This is a genomic window from Moritella sp. F3 (assembly GCF_015082335.1).
Classification (GTDB): Bacteria; Pseudomonadota; Gammaproteobacteria; order Enterobacterales; family Moritellaceae; genus Moritella.
This window is the reverse complement of the sequence record NZ_BLRL01000003.1, coordinates 337461-354414: the sequence shown is the minus strand read 5'-3', so window position 1 is coordinate 354414 and position 16954 is coordinate 337461. Positions and strand designations below refer to the sequence as shown.

Here is a 16954-nt window from a genome sequence, read left to right as displayed (position 1 = left end):
TGCATGCGTAGTAGATAACATTTATCACGCGTGCAGCAGTTATTCTTCGTAGCCTAAACAATTCAACCATTCATAATGCCGAACAAAAGCAGTACCAGACTAGAACAGTACTAAGAGACTCCTCACGCCTAATCATGAGCCCTTACTTATATTAACTAAATAATTCGCCTTTTTGCTAATTCGGCATAAGCTTATAGATAACTTTGTTAATAAAGCACCCTTTATGCACGCATATATCGCTAAACAACCGATCCTAAATAGCAATCGCCAAATTGTCGCTTATGAACTTTTATATCGTGATAGTTTAGAGAACACCTTTCCTATCATCAATGCCGAAATTGCAACGCAGCGCTTAGTGCATGAGCATTTATTAAATTCGAATATTAATAAACTCGTCGATAACAAACCCTACTTTATTAATTTTACAGAACAAAGTCTGCTAGATGGTTTACCGATTGAACTGTTCAATAAACCAATCATCATTGAAGTGCTCGAAGACGTGCCGCCAACCAAAGCGATATTCAAAGCATTAACACAACTGAAAAATAGTGGGTTTACCATTGCATTAGATGATTTCATCTATTCAGAAGACTGGTTACCATTTTTTCCCATTGTGGATATTATCAAATTTGATATTACCCTCACCTCATTTAAAGAAATAAGAGCACTCAAGCCCTTACTTGATAAGCATGGCATAAATATATTAGTCGAAAAAATAGAAACAGAAATGCAGTTCAAACAAGCCAAAAACTTACAAAGCACCTATTTTCAAGGTTTTTTATTCTTTGAACCAGAGATTGTGTTGAATGAAATTAATCGGCAGGGAATGAGGGGGAAACAGGTGATAAGCGTAGTTTAAGACGCTTATCACCTGTGCGTTTTAACTTATTTAAGCGCTGGCGTTACCATTCATAAAGTGCTTACGACACAAGGAAACATAGCGTTCATTTCCACCAATTTCAACTTGTTCGCCTTCTCGTAATACGACGCCATGATCATTCACTCTGGCATTCATGTGGGCTTTATTACCGCACCAACAGACTGTTTTAAGCTCTTCAACTTTGTCCGCAAGGCACATCAAGTGATATGAACCTTCAAACATTTCCAATTTAAAATCAGTTTTTAAACCATAAACAATCACCGGAATATTTAACTCATCCACGACTCTTGCTAATTGATAAACCTGATCACGAGACAAAAATTGAGCCTCATCAATGATAAAGACATCAATTTTTTTATTCTCTGACCGTTCAGAAACAGTGGTAAATAAATTGGTGTCCTTTTCAAATACTTCGACTTCTAGTTTTAAGCCTACACGCGCACCAATAACCCCCTTACCGTAACGACTATCACACTCAGGTGTCATCGCCAGTGGATACATACCACGCTCGATATAATTAAAGTGGGCTTGGATTAATTGTGTTGATTTACCTGAATTCATAGCTGCAAACTTGAAATGCAAAGATGCCATTTTATACCCTCAAAAAAAACGCCTGTATCAACAGGCGTGTATTATTACTTGACCATTAAATTCAAGACTGCTTGTTACAAACAGCCTGTTTTTAATGTCTTATTATATTTTACGGCTTAGTCGAGTCATAATAGCAATCACAACTGTAAATGCAATTACTGACGCGATAAATCCAGATAGTACAGAACTTGTCATGCCAAGTACCAAGTAACCAATAGCACTTACTAACGCAATTGATAATGCATAAGGCAGCTGTGTTAGTACGTGATCCATATGGTGGCAGTTAGCACCAGTAGACGATAAGATCGTTGTATCAGAGATAGGTGAACAATGGTCACCAAATACAGAACCCGCTAACACAGATGCTAGCATCGGTAACATAAGCGCCATTTCTGTACCTGCAGCCATATCACCTGCAATTGGTAACATGATGCCGAATGTACCCCAGCTCGTGCCTGTCGCAAATGCCATAAAGCCAGCAAGAACAAACATGATAACAGGTAATAAACTTGTCGGAATTGCTTCTCCGATCGTCGACGCAAGGTATTTACCTGTTTCGATAGAACCAATTGTTGAACCAATCGCCCATGCGAAGAACAGGATATAAACCGCTGGTAGCATTGATTTAGCACCGTGAAAACTTGCTTGTGCTAATAATGATACCGACACACCTGAAATAAGGCTTAATACTAAGGCAACAACAAGACCAGATAATGCACCGTATACCAATGAACTACCTACATCTGTATTTTCAAATGCACCTAGAATATCGAATGCTTTACCGTCTGCAGCAAGTGATGAAGCACCAGAGTTAATCATGAAGAAGATAGTTGCAAAGATAAGCACAAGGATCGGTAAGATAAGACCTAAGATGTTACCACCTTCCGCTTCTTTTAAATCAACCGTTGCGCCAGCAGGACGACCTTTCTTATCATCAAATAATTTACCTTCTTTCGCCGCAGCTTCTTCTTTCGCCATTAAACCAAAATCAAGGTTTAACAACACAACAGCAAATACCATTGCGATAGCAAAGATAGCGTAAAAGTTCATCGGGATCATTTGTACGAACGCAGCAAGCGGGCTGACATCAGTAATAGCATGGCTTGCTAAAATACCACCGATAACGGCAATAATATAAGCACCCCAGCTTGAAATCGGCATTAATACACACATAGGTGCAGCAGTCGAATCAAGTAAGTAAGCTAACTTAGCACGAGATACTTTGTAGCGGTCTGTCAATGGACGACTCACACTACCTACCGCAAGGCTATTAAAGTAATCATCAACAAAGATGAAAATACCTAAAAATGCAGTCAATAATGTACTGCCACGGCGGGTGGTAATACGTTGTTTCGCCCAATCAGCAAACGCACTTGTTGCGCCGCTTACCATCATAATGCTCGTTAGCATACCCAGTATGAACAAGAATACGATGATAGATAAGTTCCAAGTGTTGAATGAACCCACTTCCCAGAACGAGCCCTTGCTCGCATCACCTGATTCCCAAACTAAGCTTAGCGCTAAGTCTGAAACGTGTTTAGCCGCGTTAACAACATTAAAATCTGTTAAAAATAGGGCGCCGAGTAAAATACCACAACCAAGTGATAACAATACTTTACGCGTTAAAATTGCTAATGTAAGTGCAACTAATGGTACAACCAGCGATAACGCTGAATCTGAGTAATTAATGAGTTCCATGATCCCTTTGACCTAATAAGTTTTACAGGGAGCGACCGAACAAGACAGATGAGATGTGGATTAAGGCTATTTACAAACGATGGATGTAAAGATAACACTTATAACTCTTCTATTTCAGTAGCGCCCCATAGTTAATTTAAAATTGACTATGACAGTGATGTCTCTATTCGAACACATCCCCAGAATGAATATCTTTAGCTAAATATCCACTCTTCGGCGCAATACCCTTTTGTATCGTTATTATAGGAGCTACCTAAACAATACTACTAATAAATCGCGCACCTCTACTTAGGAGGAAACAAGATGATAGCAGATAACTTCACCACTTCAAGACAAAGCCAGCTATAATGTTCAAAAAATGCACAACGAGCAACATTAAAGCCTAGGGGTTAAGTCAGCTATTAATTCAACATAAAGTAACGCTATTTAAAACAATAAAGCCATTAAGTATTTTAAAAAAAGAGTACAAGGCTATCGCATTAAATTACATTTATAATGTTCAGCAAATGAGTAAATCTATTTATATTCGTACCTCTTAGTAAATAAATGTAAATACATTACAGTTCTACTCGAGGTTAGTATATTAATTATATTAGAGTATTATTCTATTTAAGCGTATATTAGTTGTATTCAAGTTCTATGTCGTTATATTAGAGAACTATATATTTTTATAATAATGCTCTGTTAGTTGTATAAGACTGCTACATTAGTTCTATAAGAGTTACTCATCCCCTCTCTAAGTTTAGGTGTTAATTATGAATGATTTTATTAAAGTATTTTTAAATGCTCGTAGCCTGCGCGCTGCAACAAAAGAATTAAGTGTTGAACAACTTGAAGATGTTTTAATTAAATTCACTACGATTGTAAATGATCGCAAAGAAGCTGAAGCCGCTGACTTAGAAAAGCAGCAAGAAAAACAAGCTAAGATGAATGAGATTTTATTACAGCTTAAAGAAAACGGTATTAGCCCTGAAGAATTAATGGGTTTAACGGACGCAACATCTGAAAAAGCAAAAACGAAAACGAAACGTGGCCCTCGCCCTGCAAAATATGCTTATGATCTTAATGGTGATGCTAAAACATGGACAGGCCAAGGCCGCATGCCTTTACCGCTTCAAGAAGTAATGAATGCAAAAGGTACGATTGAAGAATTCTTAATCTAGAGGGATCTTTGTGACACAATTTATATTACATCCACAGCTTGCTGCAGATACAATCCTTGTTGGAGAGTTTCCGCTATGCCAAGTTTTATTGGCTAAAGATGGCAACTTCCCGTGGTTAATCTTAGTTCCTAAAATTAATGAGATCAGCGAATTTCATGAATTGACTAGCGAGCAACAAATTCAATTTTTATCTGAATCTAATGCTGTCAGTAAATTATTAAAAGACGGATTAAGCGCTGATAAAATCAATATTGCAGCCTTAGGTAATATGGTGCCACAATTACATATCCATCATGTTGCTCGTTTTAAAGAGGATGCTTGCTGGCCGAAACCAATCTGGGGTCAATTACCAGCAATTGCTCGCTCTGAACAGCAGACTCTATTATTAACAACCATGATATCGGATAAGTTAGAGTCTGGCTTTATCGCGAAACAAGCGTAATGCTAAACTTAGCAGCTAAAGTATTAACTATCATCACCCGTTAATACTGATATCTCGATGTTAGCAGCGTCAAGTATCGGAACCAATCTGATACTTGACGCTGCTAACTTTAACGATCCAATCTATTTACCTTCACGCTCTTAAAAACTATTGACCTTCACGGTCCAAAATGCGCGACGGCCTTTTTAATAACGGCGCGAGCATTGACTCCAATCCATTTAACTTAACTTCATAGATAAGCGCAAGTTGTTGCCCAAGTTTAGAATCTGGGAAACCATTACTGTGGAACCAAACTAAATAAGGTTCAGGTAATTCAAGTAATAACCGCCCTCGATACTTACCAAATGGCATTTCGGTGTTAATTGCTTCAATCATTGCTTGTTGTGACATATTAAATCCAATATTAATTAATGATTTATTCGCGTGCTTTATTTCCGCTATCTATAATTCTTGTTAAATAATCCATCTGGCATTTGGGCTATTTGAAAGTTAATCATATATTCAAATGCACTCATCAGTGGTTGATACTTCTCAGCATCTTGATCTAACGTTGAAAGTAATAAAAACCCAGCTTCAACAGTCGATAGTCCACCTTCGATCTTAGTTTGTCTTATTGTATATTGACTTGCTTGCAGCGCATTCAATCGGACTGCAGGTATTGATTGTAAATTACGTGAAGATTGATACATTTTAAATGCTTTACGCCAAGTGCCATCAAGTAAAATAAAAGTACGTTTAGTATTCACTGCCGACTTCATATTTTCAACATTTGTTTCAATATCGCCGTGATTATCGTTAACCAAAGAGTCTGCAGTAACACTGTCATCACTTGGATAAAGTAGAAAACACTGTCTTAGAGGATCATTCAATAGCGTATTTAGAATGGTATTCTCGGTAAAATCTTCACCAATTATAATTTGACATTGTGGTAATGAAAGATTGAGAATACGGGCAGTACCAATCGCATTTTTCACTTCAGTAGGGTGCTGTAATATAATTAATTCAATATCAGAATCAATAGCGACTATATGCTGACAGATACAAGCGGGTAATGCTTTGTCACATACCGGACATTTTTTTCTCTTACTCACGACAAACCTAAACATTATGGATTAATAAAATATGCTAATTCAACATCGGTGGATAAACTGGCTAAGCCTCGGGCTATTATGCCTCATTATATTCGCGATTTCCGCCGATAATATAACCGTGTGGGATTATAACAGGGAATTGATTATCGAGGGTGAATACTGGCGCATCATCAGTGGCAATTTTAATCACACGAATATTTATCATCTACTATTGAACTTAAGCGCATTAACGGTCATAGCAGGCTTACATTATCGCTATTATAGTAGCATCGCGTACGCTAGCTTGATTTTATGCTTGTCGATTGGTGTCGGTATTGGCATATTATGGCTATCACCCAGTACACATTTGTATGTCGGTTTATCAGGGATTTTACATGGCATTATTATTGTCGGCGCGATCATCGATGTGAGTAAGAAATACTATTCAGGCTATGTATTGATCATTGGTACTATAATCAAAGTGCTCCATGAGCAGTTGTTTGATAGCTCCGCCGAAATGAGTCAGTTAATTGCAGCTAAAGTACTCACAGAAGCGCATCTATATGGTCTTGTGACTGGTTTTATCATCGCGCCTCTCTTTGTATATCTAAATAAAAAAAAGAGCGCCTGAGCGCTCTTATCGATTTAACGTGAAACAAAAAACAATTTAGCTCGCTAAACTTTCATTTATCTCAGTTAATACCTGCATTGGAGATTCAGCTTGCGTGATTGGTCGGCCAATCACTAAGTAATCAGAACCAGCAGCCACGGCTTCAACAGGCGTCATAATTCGACGTTGATCGCCTGCAGCACTACCCGCTGGACGAATCCCAGGCGTAATTAACTGGAATGACTGACCTAACGACTCTTTCAGCATTGACGCTTCTTGTGAAGAACAAACGACGCCATCCAAACCACTTTCTTGTGTTAACTTCGCTAAACGAATCACTTGCTCAGCAGGGGTGATATTCACACCCATTTGCGCGAGATCTTCCTGTTCCATGCTTGTCAGTACAGTCACGGCAATCAGAATAGGTGCTTTATCACCATAAGGAACTAATGCTGCTTTTGCAGCTTCCATCATACGTTTACCACCACAAGCATGCACGTTAACCATCCACACGCCTAGCTCAGCGGCAGCTGTAACTGCTTTAGCAACAGTATTTGGAATATCATGAAATTTAAGATCTAAGAACACATCAAAATCACGTGCAACTAATTTACGCACGAACTCAGGCCCAAATAACGTAAACATTTCTTTGCCAACTTTTAAACGACATTGGCTAGGATTGATTTTATCAACAAAATTCAATGCACTTGCTTCATCAGCATAATCCAGTGCGACAACTACTTTACTATCTTGCAACATATCTCTTCCTAGGTCCGGTTAATCATTATCGTATTCTTATTATTGGTGGCTATTATTCATAGCTACTTTTTATCATTATTAGACATGACTTGTTTAATAGCGCTATTCACCATCTAAGCCACGAATTGGTTTAACACTTCCCCAACGTTTACACGACGGACAGTGCCAATAAATACTTTTGGTACTAAAGCCACACTTACGACAACGGTAAATTGGCTTTAATTTAAGTTGCTCACCAACTAAGTTTCGCAGCATAGTTAAGCTTTCTTTTGCTTTACCCTCTTCCGCTGCTTGCTCTTGGTATTGCATTAAATGGTAAAAACCTTTCATCGTCGGCGTGCGAACAATTTGATTTAAAATTAACTTTTCTGCAGGCTCTAAACCAACACTGCTAACAGTGAAATCAGCTAACTCAATTGCAACACTGATACCTGCTTTATTATTTTGTGCGTCGTTAAGAAAATGAATAAAACCGTCTTCATCGTTTATTTCAACATAGCAATTTTTTAATTTCTGTAATATTTCAGTGACAAAGTCAATATCCTGAGTCATCACATGCTCAAGCCAAACAATGGCTTTTTTATATTCGCCTTGTTCAATATGTAAATCAGCAAGCATAATACTTGCTCTCACACAGAGCTTGTCATGCTGCAGGGCTTTCTTAAGACTTGTTAAACGTTTCTTGGGTTCATCAAGCAGCGCTGGAGATTTGGCTAAGGCACAATAGAAATGAGCAATTTTACGATCAGTTTTAACATCACCCATTTTTCTGAGTTTATTACCGACCGCTATAGCTTGCTCCCATTCTTTAGTTTGTTCATAAATAATGATGAGTTGCGATAATGCAATTTGACGATGATCAGGTTCATCAATCAATTTCAAAAATAATTCTTCTGCGCGATCAACAAGGCCAGCCGCAAGATAATCTCTCGCGAGTTGTAATAATGCAAGGTTACGCTGTTCATGCGTTAATGACGGGCGAGCAATAAGATTCTGGTGGATCTTAATTGCGCGTTGCACTTCACCACGTTGGCGAAATAGATTACCGAGAGCCAAATGCGTATCAATAGTTTCACTATCAACATCAAGTAAATCGATAAATAAATCAACCGCTTTATCAGGTTGGTCTGATAATAAAAAGTTAAGCCCAGTCACATACTCTCTAGAGATTGTATGTTGCTTATCTTGTTGTAAATAGCGGCCATTTCTTCTACCCATATACCAGCCATACGCAGCGGCAACAGGAAGTAAAAGAAATAAAAGTTCGAACATACGGTAATTTAACCTTTAATATCAGTAATACGTAATCTCTCAAGCTCTGTCTCTTGACGCTTAGATTTACGTTTTAATTTCGATATAGATAGCTTTAACTTCATTATCAACAAAGCCATACATGTACCAGCAATAACTAATCCAGCGACAAATGCACCTATAAGCAGAGAAGATAGTTTAAATGCATCGAGTGCGACAAGATAATTAAAATCCACTAACTGATCGTTACTTGCAGCAAATGCAGCTGCTAACGCCAGTATACAAGCGATAATTATAAATAAGATAAATGATTTCATCGACATCCTCTGTGATACAAATTATATATACCATGGATTATCGCCAATAAATGAATCAAGTGCTAGTAATATATGGTGAAATCCAAAACAACTGCACTCTGCTAGTATAGAAACAGCACAGCAAGGGGCTTCTGGCTATATAAATGAAAATAACCATTTTAAAGATGGTTAAAAAAAAGGTAAAAAAAAACGACACACCTAAGTATGTCGTTTTAGCAAGTATTAACTACTATAGCGAAGCGTTAACACGATCTCTAAGTTCCTTACCCGGTTTGAAATGAGGAACGTATTTGCCCTCTAATTCAACCTTTTCACCTGATTTAGGATTGCGCCCAATTCGAGGCTCACGGTAATGTAGAGAAAAACTTCCAAAACCGCGAATTTCAATTCGATCGCCAGTTGCTAAAGTATCTACCATCTGATCCAGTATAGCTTTCACAGATAATTCAACATCTTTAGTAGCTAGCTGCGAATTTGCAGTGCAAAGACGTTCGATTAGTTCTGATTTTGTCATATAGTCTCCATTAAGAATATTATCGACATCGTGCTAATAAGGGGTGAATAAACACCCCTCAGGCTTATTATTCGCCTTTAGCAGCTTTAAATGCTTCTGCCATAGCAGAAAGACCAGACTCTTGCGGTTGGCTGTTTACACTAGCCATTGCTTCTTTCTCGTCAGCTTCATCTTTAGCTTTAATTGAAAGGCTGATTACGCGGTTTTTACGATCAACACCTACGTATTTAGCTTCAAGTGATTCGCCTTCAGATAATACTAGGCTTGCATCTTCGATACGGTCGCGAGAGATATCGCCAACACGGATGTAACCTTCAACGCCTTTAGCTAATTCAATTGTTGCGCCTTTAGCGTCAACTGAAGTAACTGTACCATTAACAATAGCATTCTTCTTGTTATTAGCTAGGTATTCGTTGAACGGGTCTTCATCAATTTGCTTGATGCCTAAAGAAATACGTTCACGCTCTGGGTCTACTTGTAGAACTACAGCTGTGATTTCGTCGCCTTTCTTATAGTCACGAACGGCTTCTTCACCAGTAGCATCCCAAGAGATGTCAGAAAGGTGAACTAGACCGTCAATGCCGCCGTCAAGACCGATGAAGATACCGAAATCTGTAATAGATTTGATCTTACCAGTAACTTGCTCGCCTTTGATACGTGAAGTTGAGAAGTTTTCCCAAGGATTAGCAATACATTGCTTAAGACCTAGAGAGATACGACGACGTTCTTCATCGATATCAAGAACCATAACTTCAACAGAATCGCCAACATTAACCACTTTAGAAGGGTGAATGTTTTTGTTAGTCCAATCCATTTCAGAAACGTGAACTAGACCTTCAACGCCTTCTTCAATTTCAACGAAACAACCGTAGTCAGTTAGGTTTGTAACTTTACCAGTCAGCTTAGTGCTTTCTGGGTAACGTTTAGCGATAGCTACCCATGGATCTTCGCCTAATTGCTTAAGACCTAGAGATACACGTGTACGTTCACGATCGAATTTAAGAACTTTAACGTTGATTTCATCGCCAACATTAACGATTTCACTTGGGTGCTTAACGCGTTTCCAAGCCATATCAGTAATGTGTAGAAGACCATCAACACCACCAAGATCAACGAATGCGCCATAGTCAGTAAGGTTCTTAACGATACCTTTAACTTCTTGACCTTCTTGAAGGTTAGCAAGAAGTTCTTCACGTTCTGCACTGTTTTCAGTTTCGATAACTGCGCGACGTGAAACAACTACGTTGTTACGTTTTTGGTCAAGTTTGATTACTTTGAACTCTAACTCTTTGCCTTCAAGGTGAGTAGTGTCACGTACAGGACGAACGTCTACTAAAGAACCTGGTAAGAATGCGCGAATTGTGTTCACTTCAACCGTGAAACCACCTTTAACTTTACCGTTGATAACACCGATAACAGTTTCTTGGTCTTCGTATGCTTTTTCAAGCTGAATCCAAGACTCGTGGCGTTTAGCTTTTTCACGAGAAAGTTGAGTTTCACCGAAACCGTCTTCAATTGATTCTAGTGCTACATCAACTTCTTGACCAACTTCAACTTCAAGTTCGCCAGCAGCGTTCTTGAATTCTTCAGCAGGAATAGAAGATTCTGATTTAAGACCAGCGTCAACTAAAACGTAACCGTTTTCGATTGCAACAACAGTTGCTTTGATGATGCTACCAGGAGCAGCAAGTTCTTGTAGTGACTCTTCAAAGAGTAAAGCGAAAGATTCATTCATAATGAGTTATATGTACTTATAAAACGTTCACATAAGCAATCCGGCTAATGTGGGTTGTTAATCAAAAGTCATCATCATCCTTGATGCTTGACTGCTAAATAATCGACAGAATACCGACTACCTTAAATTTTACCTTCTGCAAAAGCCAACACACTAGCAACTACGTCTTCGATTGACATAGATGTCGAATCGATAACCAGAGCATCATCTGCAGGCTTTAATGGAGCGACCAATCGGTTGCGATCTTGATGATCTCGCTTTTCGATCTCTTCCAGAAGGGCTGACATGCTAACATCGAAGCCTTTGTCTTGCAACTGATTAAAGCGGCGAACAGCCCTTTCTTCAGCAGAAGCGTCTAAAAATATTTTTACAGGCGCATCAATGAATACCACAGTACCCATATCGCGACCATCTGCAATCAGGCCGGGAGCCGTGCGGAAGTCACGTTGACGCTGTAATAATGCTTCACGGACTGCAGGATAAACCGCGGCACGAGAGGCTGCAAAGCCCGCTTCTTCAGTACGGATTTCACGTGATACATTTTCGCCTTCTAGGATAACTTGTAACCCATCAGCAGTTGGTACGAAACGCACATCTAGGTTAGCTGCAAGCGCGGTTAGACCCATTTCGTTGTCTAAATTAACATCATGGTGCATCGCCGCTAATGCTAAGACACGATAAATGGCGCCACTATCTAGTATATGCCAACCTAGCTTAGCCGCAAGTAATTGGCATAAAGTACCTTTACCAGAGCCACTCGGCCCATCGACTGTAATTATTGGTGCTACTGCGGTCATAAATTCTCCAAACTCAATATCTAACATGCAACTTTATATTGAGCTGCATGGTTCTGGGCGCGATTATAACGGATCTTCATGAAAAATGTATGGAATAATAGCCGTAAACAAAAAAAACGAGATATCACCTTATCAGTAATATCTCGCTTTTAAGATTGATACTGCCGTAGCAACATCAAATATAAGGCGTTTAAGCTTATGCTTGCACTAGACCAACAAAGCGGTCGAAATAATCAGGGAAGGTTTTTGATGTACAACCAGGATCGTTAATCGTGACAGGTGTGTCACTCAATGCCACGAGTGAAAAGCACATTGCCATACGGTGATCATTATAAGTATCAATAGCAGCGTGAATCAGTTGTGCAGGAGGGGTGATTTTAATGTAATCATTACCCTCTTCCACTTCAGCGCCAACTTTACGTAACTCAGTCGCCATCGCCGCTAAACGGTCGGTTTCTTTTACGCGCCAGTTGTATACATTACGGATAACAGTCGTACCTTTTGCAAACAATGCAGTTGTCGCAATGGTCATCGCCGCATCAGGAATATGATTCATATCTAAATCAACCGCCTTCAACTCCCCCACTTCCGCTTCAATATAACTATCCGCCCAGGTGATTTTACCGCCCATAGCTTCAATCACATCAGCAAACTGGATATCACCTTGGATTGATTTTTTGCCAATACCCGTTACACGGATCTTACCGCCTTTAATTGCGGCAGCAGCAAGGAAATATGACGCAGAAGATGCATCGCCCTCAACTAAGAAATCACCTGCAGCTTGGTATGTCTGCAGACCTTTAATAGTAAAGGTCTGGTAATTATCATGGCTTACCGTAACGCCGAACTGTTGCATTATGTGCAGTGTAATTTCAATATACGGTTTCGACACAAGTTCACCGATAATTTCAATCGTCGTGTCATTTTCAGCTAAAGGCGCTGCCATTAAAAATGCGGTTAAGAATTGGCTTGATACACTGCCATCAATCTTAATATGACCACCTTTAAGGCCAGTGCCTTTAATTAATACTGGTGGGTAATCGACATTCTTTAAATAAGTAACGTCTGCACCAGCTTGGCGTAAACTATCAACTAAGCTACCAATTGGGCGCTCTTCCATGCGTGGTTCGCCAGTGAGTTCAAACTCACCTTCGCTCAAGCATAACGCTGCGCATAAAGGGCGCATTGCCGTACCCGCGTTACCTAAAAATAACTCAAGTTTTTCTTCTACAGAAAATGCACGACCTAAACCTGTTACGGTACAAATTGTCTTACAGGCAGACAGTTCATACTGCACGCCTAACTTTGTCAATGCGTTCAACATATGACGAATATCATCACTGTCTAATAAATTAGTTAAACGTGTCGTGCCTTCAGCTAATGCCGCAAGTAATAATGCACGGTTTGAAACACTTTTAGAGCCTGGTAAGTTAATAGTGCCTGATACTTGACCAATTGGTTGTAATGTTAATTTTTCCATAATTTATTCACTTAATTTTTAAATTTTTGATTCTCTACATCCTGTTTTCATATCATGTTTGCAAATAAGACCTACACATAAGGTCTTAATACTAACCTTAATATAAGCCGCCATTAACAGAAAACAGAATAAGGACTACAATCTTAGCTGATATTACTGTGCGTCTAATTCAGGCAACACGATTACCAAAGCTTGCATAAATGTTTCATTTTCCAGCGCAGTACCGATGCTTACACGTAGGTGCTTAGTTAGACCATAACCAGCAACCGGGCGTACAATGACACCTTTATGTAATAATGCTTGGTAAACTGCAGCAGGGTCTTGAGCTAATTCCACCGTAATGAAATTACCTTTTGATGGAATATAGCCAATATTTTGGTCACTGAAAAATGTTTCGAGTACGGCGCGCTGCTGATTATTTAATGTCACACTGGCGGTTAAAAAATCATGGTCAGACAATGCTGCTTGCGCGGCTGCCAATGCAAAGCTATTACAATTAAATGGCTGACGCACACGATTTAAAATATCAGCAATGTCAGGATGTGACATGCTATAACCGACGCGTAAACCTGCAAGGCCATAGGCTTTAGAGAAAGTGCGCGTAATGATTAGGTTCGAAAATTCCGTTAACCAGGTAATCGACGGCGCTTGTAGCTCTCTATCTACATATTCGAAATATGCTTCATCAAGTACCACTATCACATCTTTTGGTACTTGAGCTAAAAATGCATATAACGCTTCAGCCGTTAAAAATGTACCCGTTGGGTTGTTTGGATTGGCAATAAAGATAAGACGCGTGCGCTCTGTAATTGCGGCTAACATCGCCGGAAGATCATGCCCCCAATCTTTCGCCGGTACCGCAATACCTGTCGCGCCAATCGCTTGTGTCACTAACGGATATACGACAAATGCATGCTGAGCAAAAATCACTTCGTGTTCTGGTGTCACAAAGCTACGAGCGATGAGTTCAAGTACATCATTCGAGCCATTGCCTAAGGTAAACTGTGCCGGCATTAAATCGTATTTGTCTGCTAGAGCTTGCTTTAAATAAAAGCCATTCGCGTCTGGATATCGTGTGATACCCGCTAACTGCTGCTCTAACGCCGCTTTAACTAACTCACCAACCCCTAATGGATTCTCATTAGATGCTAATTTAACAATATTAGTTAACCCTAATTCACGCTCTAATTCATCAGTCGGCTTTCCCGCTTGATAAGGGTGTAAACCTTGTACCCCTGTATTTGCTAAAGCAAAAAAATCACAACTCATATTAAATCCTTGTCGTCGGCATTGCCGTGTTCAGCTCATTTATCCATTGCCTTAATAGGCTACTATGTTGCTCTTATTTAGAACACGCTACGATTAACGTTGTTGACGTTCAAAGCTTTCCATAAATTTAATTAACGCTTTAACACCTTCTATCGGCATCGCGTTATAAATACTCGCACGCATACCACCAACAATACGGTGACCTTTTAACGCCATTAAATTCGCATCTTGCGACTGCTGTAAAAATGCCGAATCCAAATCGCTTGACGCTAATGTAAACGGAATATTCATTTTTGAACGGTTTACACTTGCCACATTATTACTATAAAAATCGCTGCTATCAACGTAGTCATAAAGCAATTTAGCTTTCTCAGCATTAATTTCTTCAATTGCAGATAGACCACCTTGAGCTTTTAACCACTTAAATACAAGTCCGGCTAAATACCAAGAATACGTTGGCGGAGTGTTAAACATTGAATCATTTTCAGCCATCAATTTATAATTAAAGATGGATGGTGTTTCCTGCCTTGCTTTGTCGAGTAAGTCATCGCGAACGATCACAACGCCCAGACCAGATGGACCGATATTCTTTTGCGCACCAGCATAGATAATACCAAACTTGCTAATATCTAATGGTTTAGAAAGGATGTTTGACGACATATCCGCCACTAATGGGATATCCCCAGTGTCTGGAATATCATTAATTTCAATGCCTTCGATTGTTTCATTCGGGCAGTAGTGCACGTAAGCAGTATCTTGACTTGAAACTTGCCATTGTGAAGCAGGCTTAACAGCAACAACACCATCCGTACTTGGCATTAGAATGTTTGATTCATTCACTTGGCAGTACTTTTTACCCTCAACAACTGCTGACTTAGACCATTGGCCTGTTAATAAGTAATCTGCTTGAGTTTTATCGCCAAGGATATTCAGTGGTACAGCAGCAAACTGACCGCGACCACCACCTTGTGAAAAAATAACTTTGTAGTTATCTGGGATCGCTAATAAATCTCGTAAATCTTGTTCTGCCGCAGCGGCAACAGCCATGTAGTCTTTACTACGGTGGCTCAACTCCATTACCGATACGCCGGTATTATTCCAATTAATAAATTCTTTTTGGGCTTGTTCCATCACTGCAGCTGGCAACATTGCGGGACCAGCGCAAAAGTTATATGTCCGACTCATATCAATTTTCCTTGTTAACAATGCAGCTTAAACGGTTTAAACCTTTATTGGATGACTATCTAATGTAAGCGATTAAACTGATTTTTTAAAGAATTTATTATAACTATCTAAAGACTATACTTTCTCGCGCCATAAGTTGTGCTACCAGCCATTTATTCCATGCTCATAATTGTAATTAAAGAGATAACGATGTTTTATATAATCCCGTATAACTTGATTTACCGGAGTTTAACGCTACTAATTAAACACTGAGTAATTGCATCACTGAATTAGGTCTTAAACTGACTTGTTCAGGGGGTGTTAATGATTTAAGTGGACTAACCCAATGACCAGATATTACGTCTCTGCATTTAAAGACCCTATTAGTCCCTTACTTAACGAAATAAGTAGTCTGCATCAATTACAGGTGCTTGATCTATCAGATAGCGGAGAAAACGAAATGCAAGGCTTACTCGGACAAATAGAAAACTTAACGCAACTAACCGCACTTAACCTTAAAGATAGCTATTTAATTGAGATCGATTTAAGTCTGCTAGTAGATACGCTGACAACGCTGAATTTAGATGGTAATGGTGAAGTGTTCTTTCGAAGCCCTTCAGGAGTTGCGGACGTTGGAAAACTAGAGGAAATACCGGGATCACAGAGGTTGATGAGACCACCTTGATGAACAAATACCCGGCGGTCGATTTTTCATTCTCATTTTAATAAAAATGCGCATGTAATCTTTGCCTTAAATAAAAATTAATTGCAAAAATGACAATAAAGTTGGGCTATATCTAGCATTGCATACGCGTAACGTTATTATTTTTCAACTTTCTTAGGTAACGCCGAATTAGCGAAAAAGAAAATTAATGAACCAGTTGCCATTGATAGCATTGCCAAGCCAAACTTGGCATCACTGCCCATACCTATAATAAGTAAAAATAGACCGATAATAATAAGCGCTGAGCCCATGAACATAGCAGCTCGAGGATGAGTACTGACAAAGCTCGTTTGTTTAATGCCATGTTGGTGTTTATTTGAATGTTTTGCTGCTTTACGTTTATGCTTTCTAACTGACATAATTTGCCCCCGACACGAATTAATTTAATGCGCAGTGAATAGTTAACGCCCTCATCACTACTTAACACCTTCAATAATATCCCTTTATGCTTATACTTCGAGGTCTATATCTCAAAGTATTGATGCACATC

General features: G+C 39.2%; 19 protein-coding genes and 1 riboswitch. Of the genes, 5 read left to right on the top strand and 14 right to left on the bottom strand.

The features are described 5' to 3' along the window. The first annotated feature begins 223 nt into the window (after window positions 1-223). Complete coding sequence (locus JFU56_RS07880) at window positions 224-859, top strand: EAL and HDOD domain-containing protein (RefSeq protein WP_198436732.1); 636 nt, start codon at window positions 224-226, stop codon at window positions 857-859. A gap of 30 nt (window positions 860-889) precedes the next feature. On the opposite strand, the gene JFU56_RS07875 is transcribed toward JFU56_RS07880, so the two are convergent. Continuing rightward, window positions 890-1471 (bottom strand): thymidine kinase, encoded by a 582-nt coding sequence (locus JFU56_RS07875; protein WP_198436731.1) that lies wholly within the window; start codon window positions 1469-1471, stop codon window positions 890-892. Between the two features lie 102 nt (window positions 1472-1573). Next, the gene (locus tag JFU56_RS07870; RefSeq protein ID WP_198436730.1) at window positions 1574-3169 is read right to left on the bottom strand and encodes a Na+/H+ antiporter NhaC family protein; all 1596 of its coding nucleotides are present in this window, start codon (window positions 3167-3169) and stop codon (window positions 1574-1576) included. Window positions 3170-3279: 110 nt separating this feature from the next. Beyond that, window positions 3280-3464, bottom strand: a riboswitch (Lysine riboswitch). Window positions 3465-3924: 460 nt separating this feature from the next. Between JFU56_RS07870 and JFU56_RS07865 the strand changes: the two genes are divergently transcribed. Both JFU56_RS07865 and JFU56_RS07860 read left to right on the top strand, forming a co-directional pair. Then, the gene (locus JFU56_RS07865) at window positions 3925-4332 is read left to right on the top strand and encodes an H-NS family nucleoid-associated regulatory protein (RefSeq protein ID WP_198436729.1); all 408 of its coding nucleotides are present in this window, start codon (window positions 3925-3927) and stop codon (window positions 4330-4332) included. A gap of 10 nt (window positions 4333-4342) precedes the next feature. Then, window positions 4343-4774, top strand: a complete 432-nt coding sequence (locus JFU56_RS07860; RefSeq protein ID WP_198436728.1) for an HIT domain-containing protein — start codon at window positions 4343-4345, stop codon at window positions 4772-4774. Window positions 4775-4921: 147 nt separating this feature from the next. Here JFU56_RS07860 and JFU56_RS07855 read toward each other — a convergent pair whose 3' ends face one another. Both JFU56_RS07855 and JFU56_RS07850 read right to left on the bottom strand, forming a co-directional pair. Beyond that, window positions 4922-5164 (bottom strand): DUF3820 family protein, encoded by a 243-nt coding sequence (locus tag JFU56_RS07855; RefSeq protein ID WP_198436727.1) that lies wholly within the window; start codon window positions 5162-5164, stop codon window positions 4922-4924. A 47-nt stretch (window positions 5165-5211) separates the two neighbouring features. Continuing rightward, complete coding sequence (locus JFU56_RS07850; protein ID WP_198436726.1) at window positions 5212-5865, bottom strand: tRNA-uridine aminocarboxypropyltransferase; 654 nt, start codon at window positions 5863-5865, stop codon at window positions 5212-5214. Between the two features lie 31 nt (window positions 5866-5896). On the opposite strand from JFU56_RS07850, the gene rrtA reads away from it, so the two are divergent. Continuing rightward, a complete protein-coding gene (rrtA, locus tag JFU56_RS07845) occupies window positions 5897-6475 on the top strand; it encodes a rhombosortase (protein WP_198436725.1) in 579 nt (192 codons plus the stop codon). Window positions 6476-6511: 36 nt separating this feature from the next. Here rrtA and pyrF read toward each other — a convergent pair whose 3' ends face one another. From pyrF to serC, 9 genes are all read right to left on the bottom strand, one after another. Further along, window positions 6512-7213 (bottom strand): orotidine-5'-phosphate decarboxylase, encoded by a 702-nt coding sequence (gene pyrF, locus JFU56_RS07840; protein WP_198436724.1) that lies wholly within the window; start codon window positions 7211-7213, stop codon window positions 6512-6514. A gap of 102 nt (window positions 7214-7315) precedes the next feature. Continuing rightward, window positions 7316-8485 (bottom strand): lipopolysaccharide assembly protein LapB, encoded by a 1170-nt coding sequence (gene lapB / locus JFU56_RS07835; RefSeq protein ID WP_198436723.1) that lies wholly within the window; start codon window positions 8483-8485, stop codon window positions 7316-7318. 8 nt (window positions 8486-8493) lie between these two features. Then, the gene (locus JFU56_RS07830; protein ID WP_198436722.1) at window positions 8494-8781 is read right to left on the bottom strand and encodes a LapA family protein; all 288 of its coding nucleotides are present in this window, start codon (window positions 8779-8781) and stop codon (window positions 8494-8496) included. A gap of 229 nt (window positions 8782-9010) precedes the next feature. Beyond that, entirely contained in the window at window positions 9011-9295 is a 285-nt protein-coding gene (gene ihfB, locus JFU56_RS07825) for an integration host factor subunit beta (RefSeq protein WP_006034591.1), read from the bottom strand. A 67-nt stretch (window positions 9296-9362) separates the two neighbouring features. Then, window positions 9363-11030 carry a 30S ribosomal protein S1 gene (rpsA, locus tag JFU56_RS07820; RefSeq protein ID WP_019442820.1) on the bottom strand — a complete coding sequence of 556 codons (1668 nt, stop codon included), beginning with the start codon at window positions 11028-11030 and terminating at the stop codon, window positions 9363-9365. Window positions 11031-11152: 122 nt separating this feature from the next. After that, entirely contained in the window at window positions 11153-11827 is a 675-nt protein-coding gene (gene cmk / locus JFU56_RS07815; protein WP_198436721.1) for a (d)CMP kinase, read from the bottom strand. Window positions 11828-12023: 196 nt separating this feature from the next. Continuing rightward, window positions 12024-13307, bottom strand: a complete 1284-nt coding sequence (gene aroA / locus JFU56_RS07810; RefSeq protein ID WP_198436720.1) for a 3-phosphoshikimate 1-carboxyvinyltransferase — start codon at window positions 13305-13307, stop codon at window positions 12024-12026. 153 nt (window positions 13308-13460) lie between these two features. Next, complete coding sequence (gene hisC / locus JFU56_RS07805; RefSeq protein ID WP_198436719.1) at window positions 13461-14576, bottom strand: histidinol-phosphate transaminase; 1116 nt, start codon at window positions 14574-14576, stop codon at window positions 13461-13463. A 93-nt stretch (window positions 14577-14669) separates the two neighbouring features. Next, window positions 14670-15761 (bottom strand): 3-phosphoserine/phosphohydroxythreonine transaminase, encoded by a 1092-nt coding sequence (gene serC, locus JFU56_RS07800; protein ID WP_198436718.1) that lies wholly within the window; start codon window positions 15759-15761, stop codon window positions 14670-14672. A gap of 325 nt (window positions 15762-16086) precedes the next feature. Here serC and JFU56_RS07795 point away from each other — a divergent pair, with 325 nt between their 5' ends. After that, the gene (locus JFU56_RS07795) at window positions 16087-16425 is read left to right on the top strand and encodes a hypothetical protein (protein ID WP_198436717.1); all 339 of its coding nucleotides are present in this window, start codon (window positions 16087-16089) and stop codon (window positions 16423-16425) included. Window positions 16426-16562: 137 nt separating this feature from the next. Here JFU56_RS07795 and JFU56_RS07790 read toward each other — a convergent pair whose 3' ends face one another. Continuing rightward, entirely contained in the window at window positions 16563-16823 is a 261-nt protein-coding gene (locus JFU56_RS07790) for a hypothetical protein (protein WP_198436716.1), read from the bottom strand. Window positions 16824-16954 lie beyond the last annotated feature (131 nt).

Bases quoted from the DNA above. Each gene is read 5' to 3' on its own strand.
- JFU56_RS07790 (WP_198436716.1), bottom strand. From the start codon at position 16,823: ATGTCAGTTAGAAAGCATAAACGTAAAGCAGCAAAACATTCAAATAAA.
- JFU56_RS07870 (WP_198436730.1), bottom strand. From the start codon at position 3,169: ATGGAACTCATTAATTACTCAGATTCAGCGTTATCGCTGGTTGTACCA.
- JFU56_RS07865 (WP_198436729.1), top strand. From the start codon at position 3,925: ATGAATGATTTTATTAAAGTATTTTTAAATGCTCGTAGCCTGCGCGCT.
- aroA (WP_198436720.1), bottom strand. From the start codon at position 13,307: ATGGAAAAATTAACATTACAACCAATTGGTCAAGTATCAGGCACTATT.
- JFU56_RS07855 (WP_198436727.1), bottom strand. From the start codon at position 5,164: ATGTCACAACAAGCAATGATTGAAGCAATTAACACCGAAATGCCATTT.
- JFU56_RS07875 (WP_198436731.1), bottom strand. From the start codon at position 1,471: ATGGCATCTTTGCATTTCAAGTTTGCAGCTATGAATTCAGGTAAATCA.
- JFU56_RS07880 (WP_198436732.1), top strand. From the start codon at position 224: ATGCACGCATATATCGCTAAACAACCGATCCTAAATAGCAATCGCCAA.
- serC (WP_198436718.1), bottom strand. From the start codon at position 15,761: ATGAGTCGGACATATAACTTTTGCGCTGGTCCCGCAATGTTGCCAGCT.
- pyrF (WP_198436724.1), bottom strand. From the start codon at position 7,213: ATGTTGCAAGATAGTAAAGTAGTTGTCGCACTGGATTATGCTGATGAA.
- cmk (WP_198436721.1), bottom strand. From the start codon at position 11,827: ATGACCGCAGTAGCACCAATAATTACAGTCGATGGGCCGAGTGGCTCT.
- hisC (WP_198436719.1), bottom strand. From the start codon at position 14,576: ATGAGTTGTGATTTTTTTGCTTTAGCAAATACAGGGGTACAAGGTTTA.
- JFU56_RS07830 (WP_198436722.1), bottom strand. From the start codon at position 8,781: ATGAAATCATTTATCTTATTTATAATTATCGCTTGTATACTGGCGTTA.
- ihfB (WP_006034591.1), bottom strand. From the start codon at position 9,295: ATGACAAAATCAGAACTAATCGAACGTCTTTGCACTGCAAATTCGCAG.
- JFU56_RS07795 (WP_198436717.1), top strand. From the start codon at position 16,087: ATGACCAGATATTACGTCTCTGCATTTAAAGACCCTATTAGTCCCTTA.
- rpsA (WP_019442820.1), bottom strand. From the start codon at position 11,030: ATGAATGAATCTTTCGCTTTACTCTTTGAAGAGTCACTACAAGAACTT.
- lapB (WP_198436723.1), bottom strand. From the start codon at position 8,485: ATGTTCGAACTTTTATTTCTTTTACTTCCTGTTGCCGCTGCGTATGGC.
- rrtA (WP_198436725.1), top strand. From the start codon at position 5,897: ATGCTAATTCAACATCGGTGGATAAACTGGCTAAGCCTCGGGCTATTA.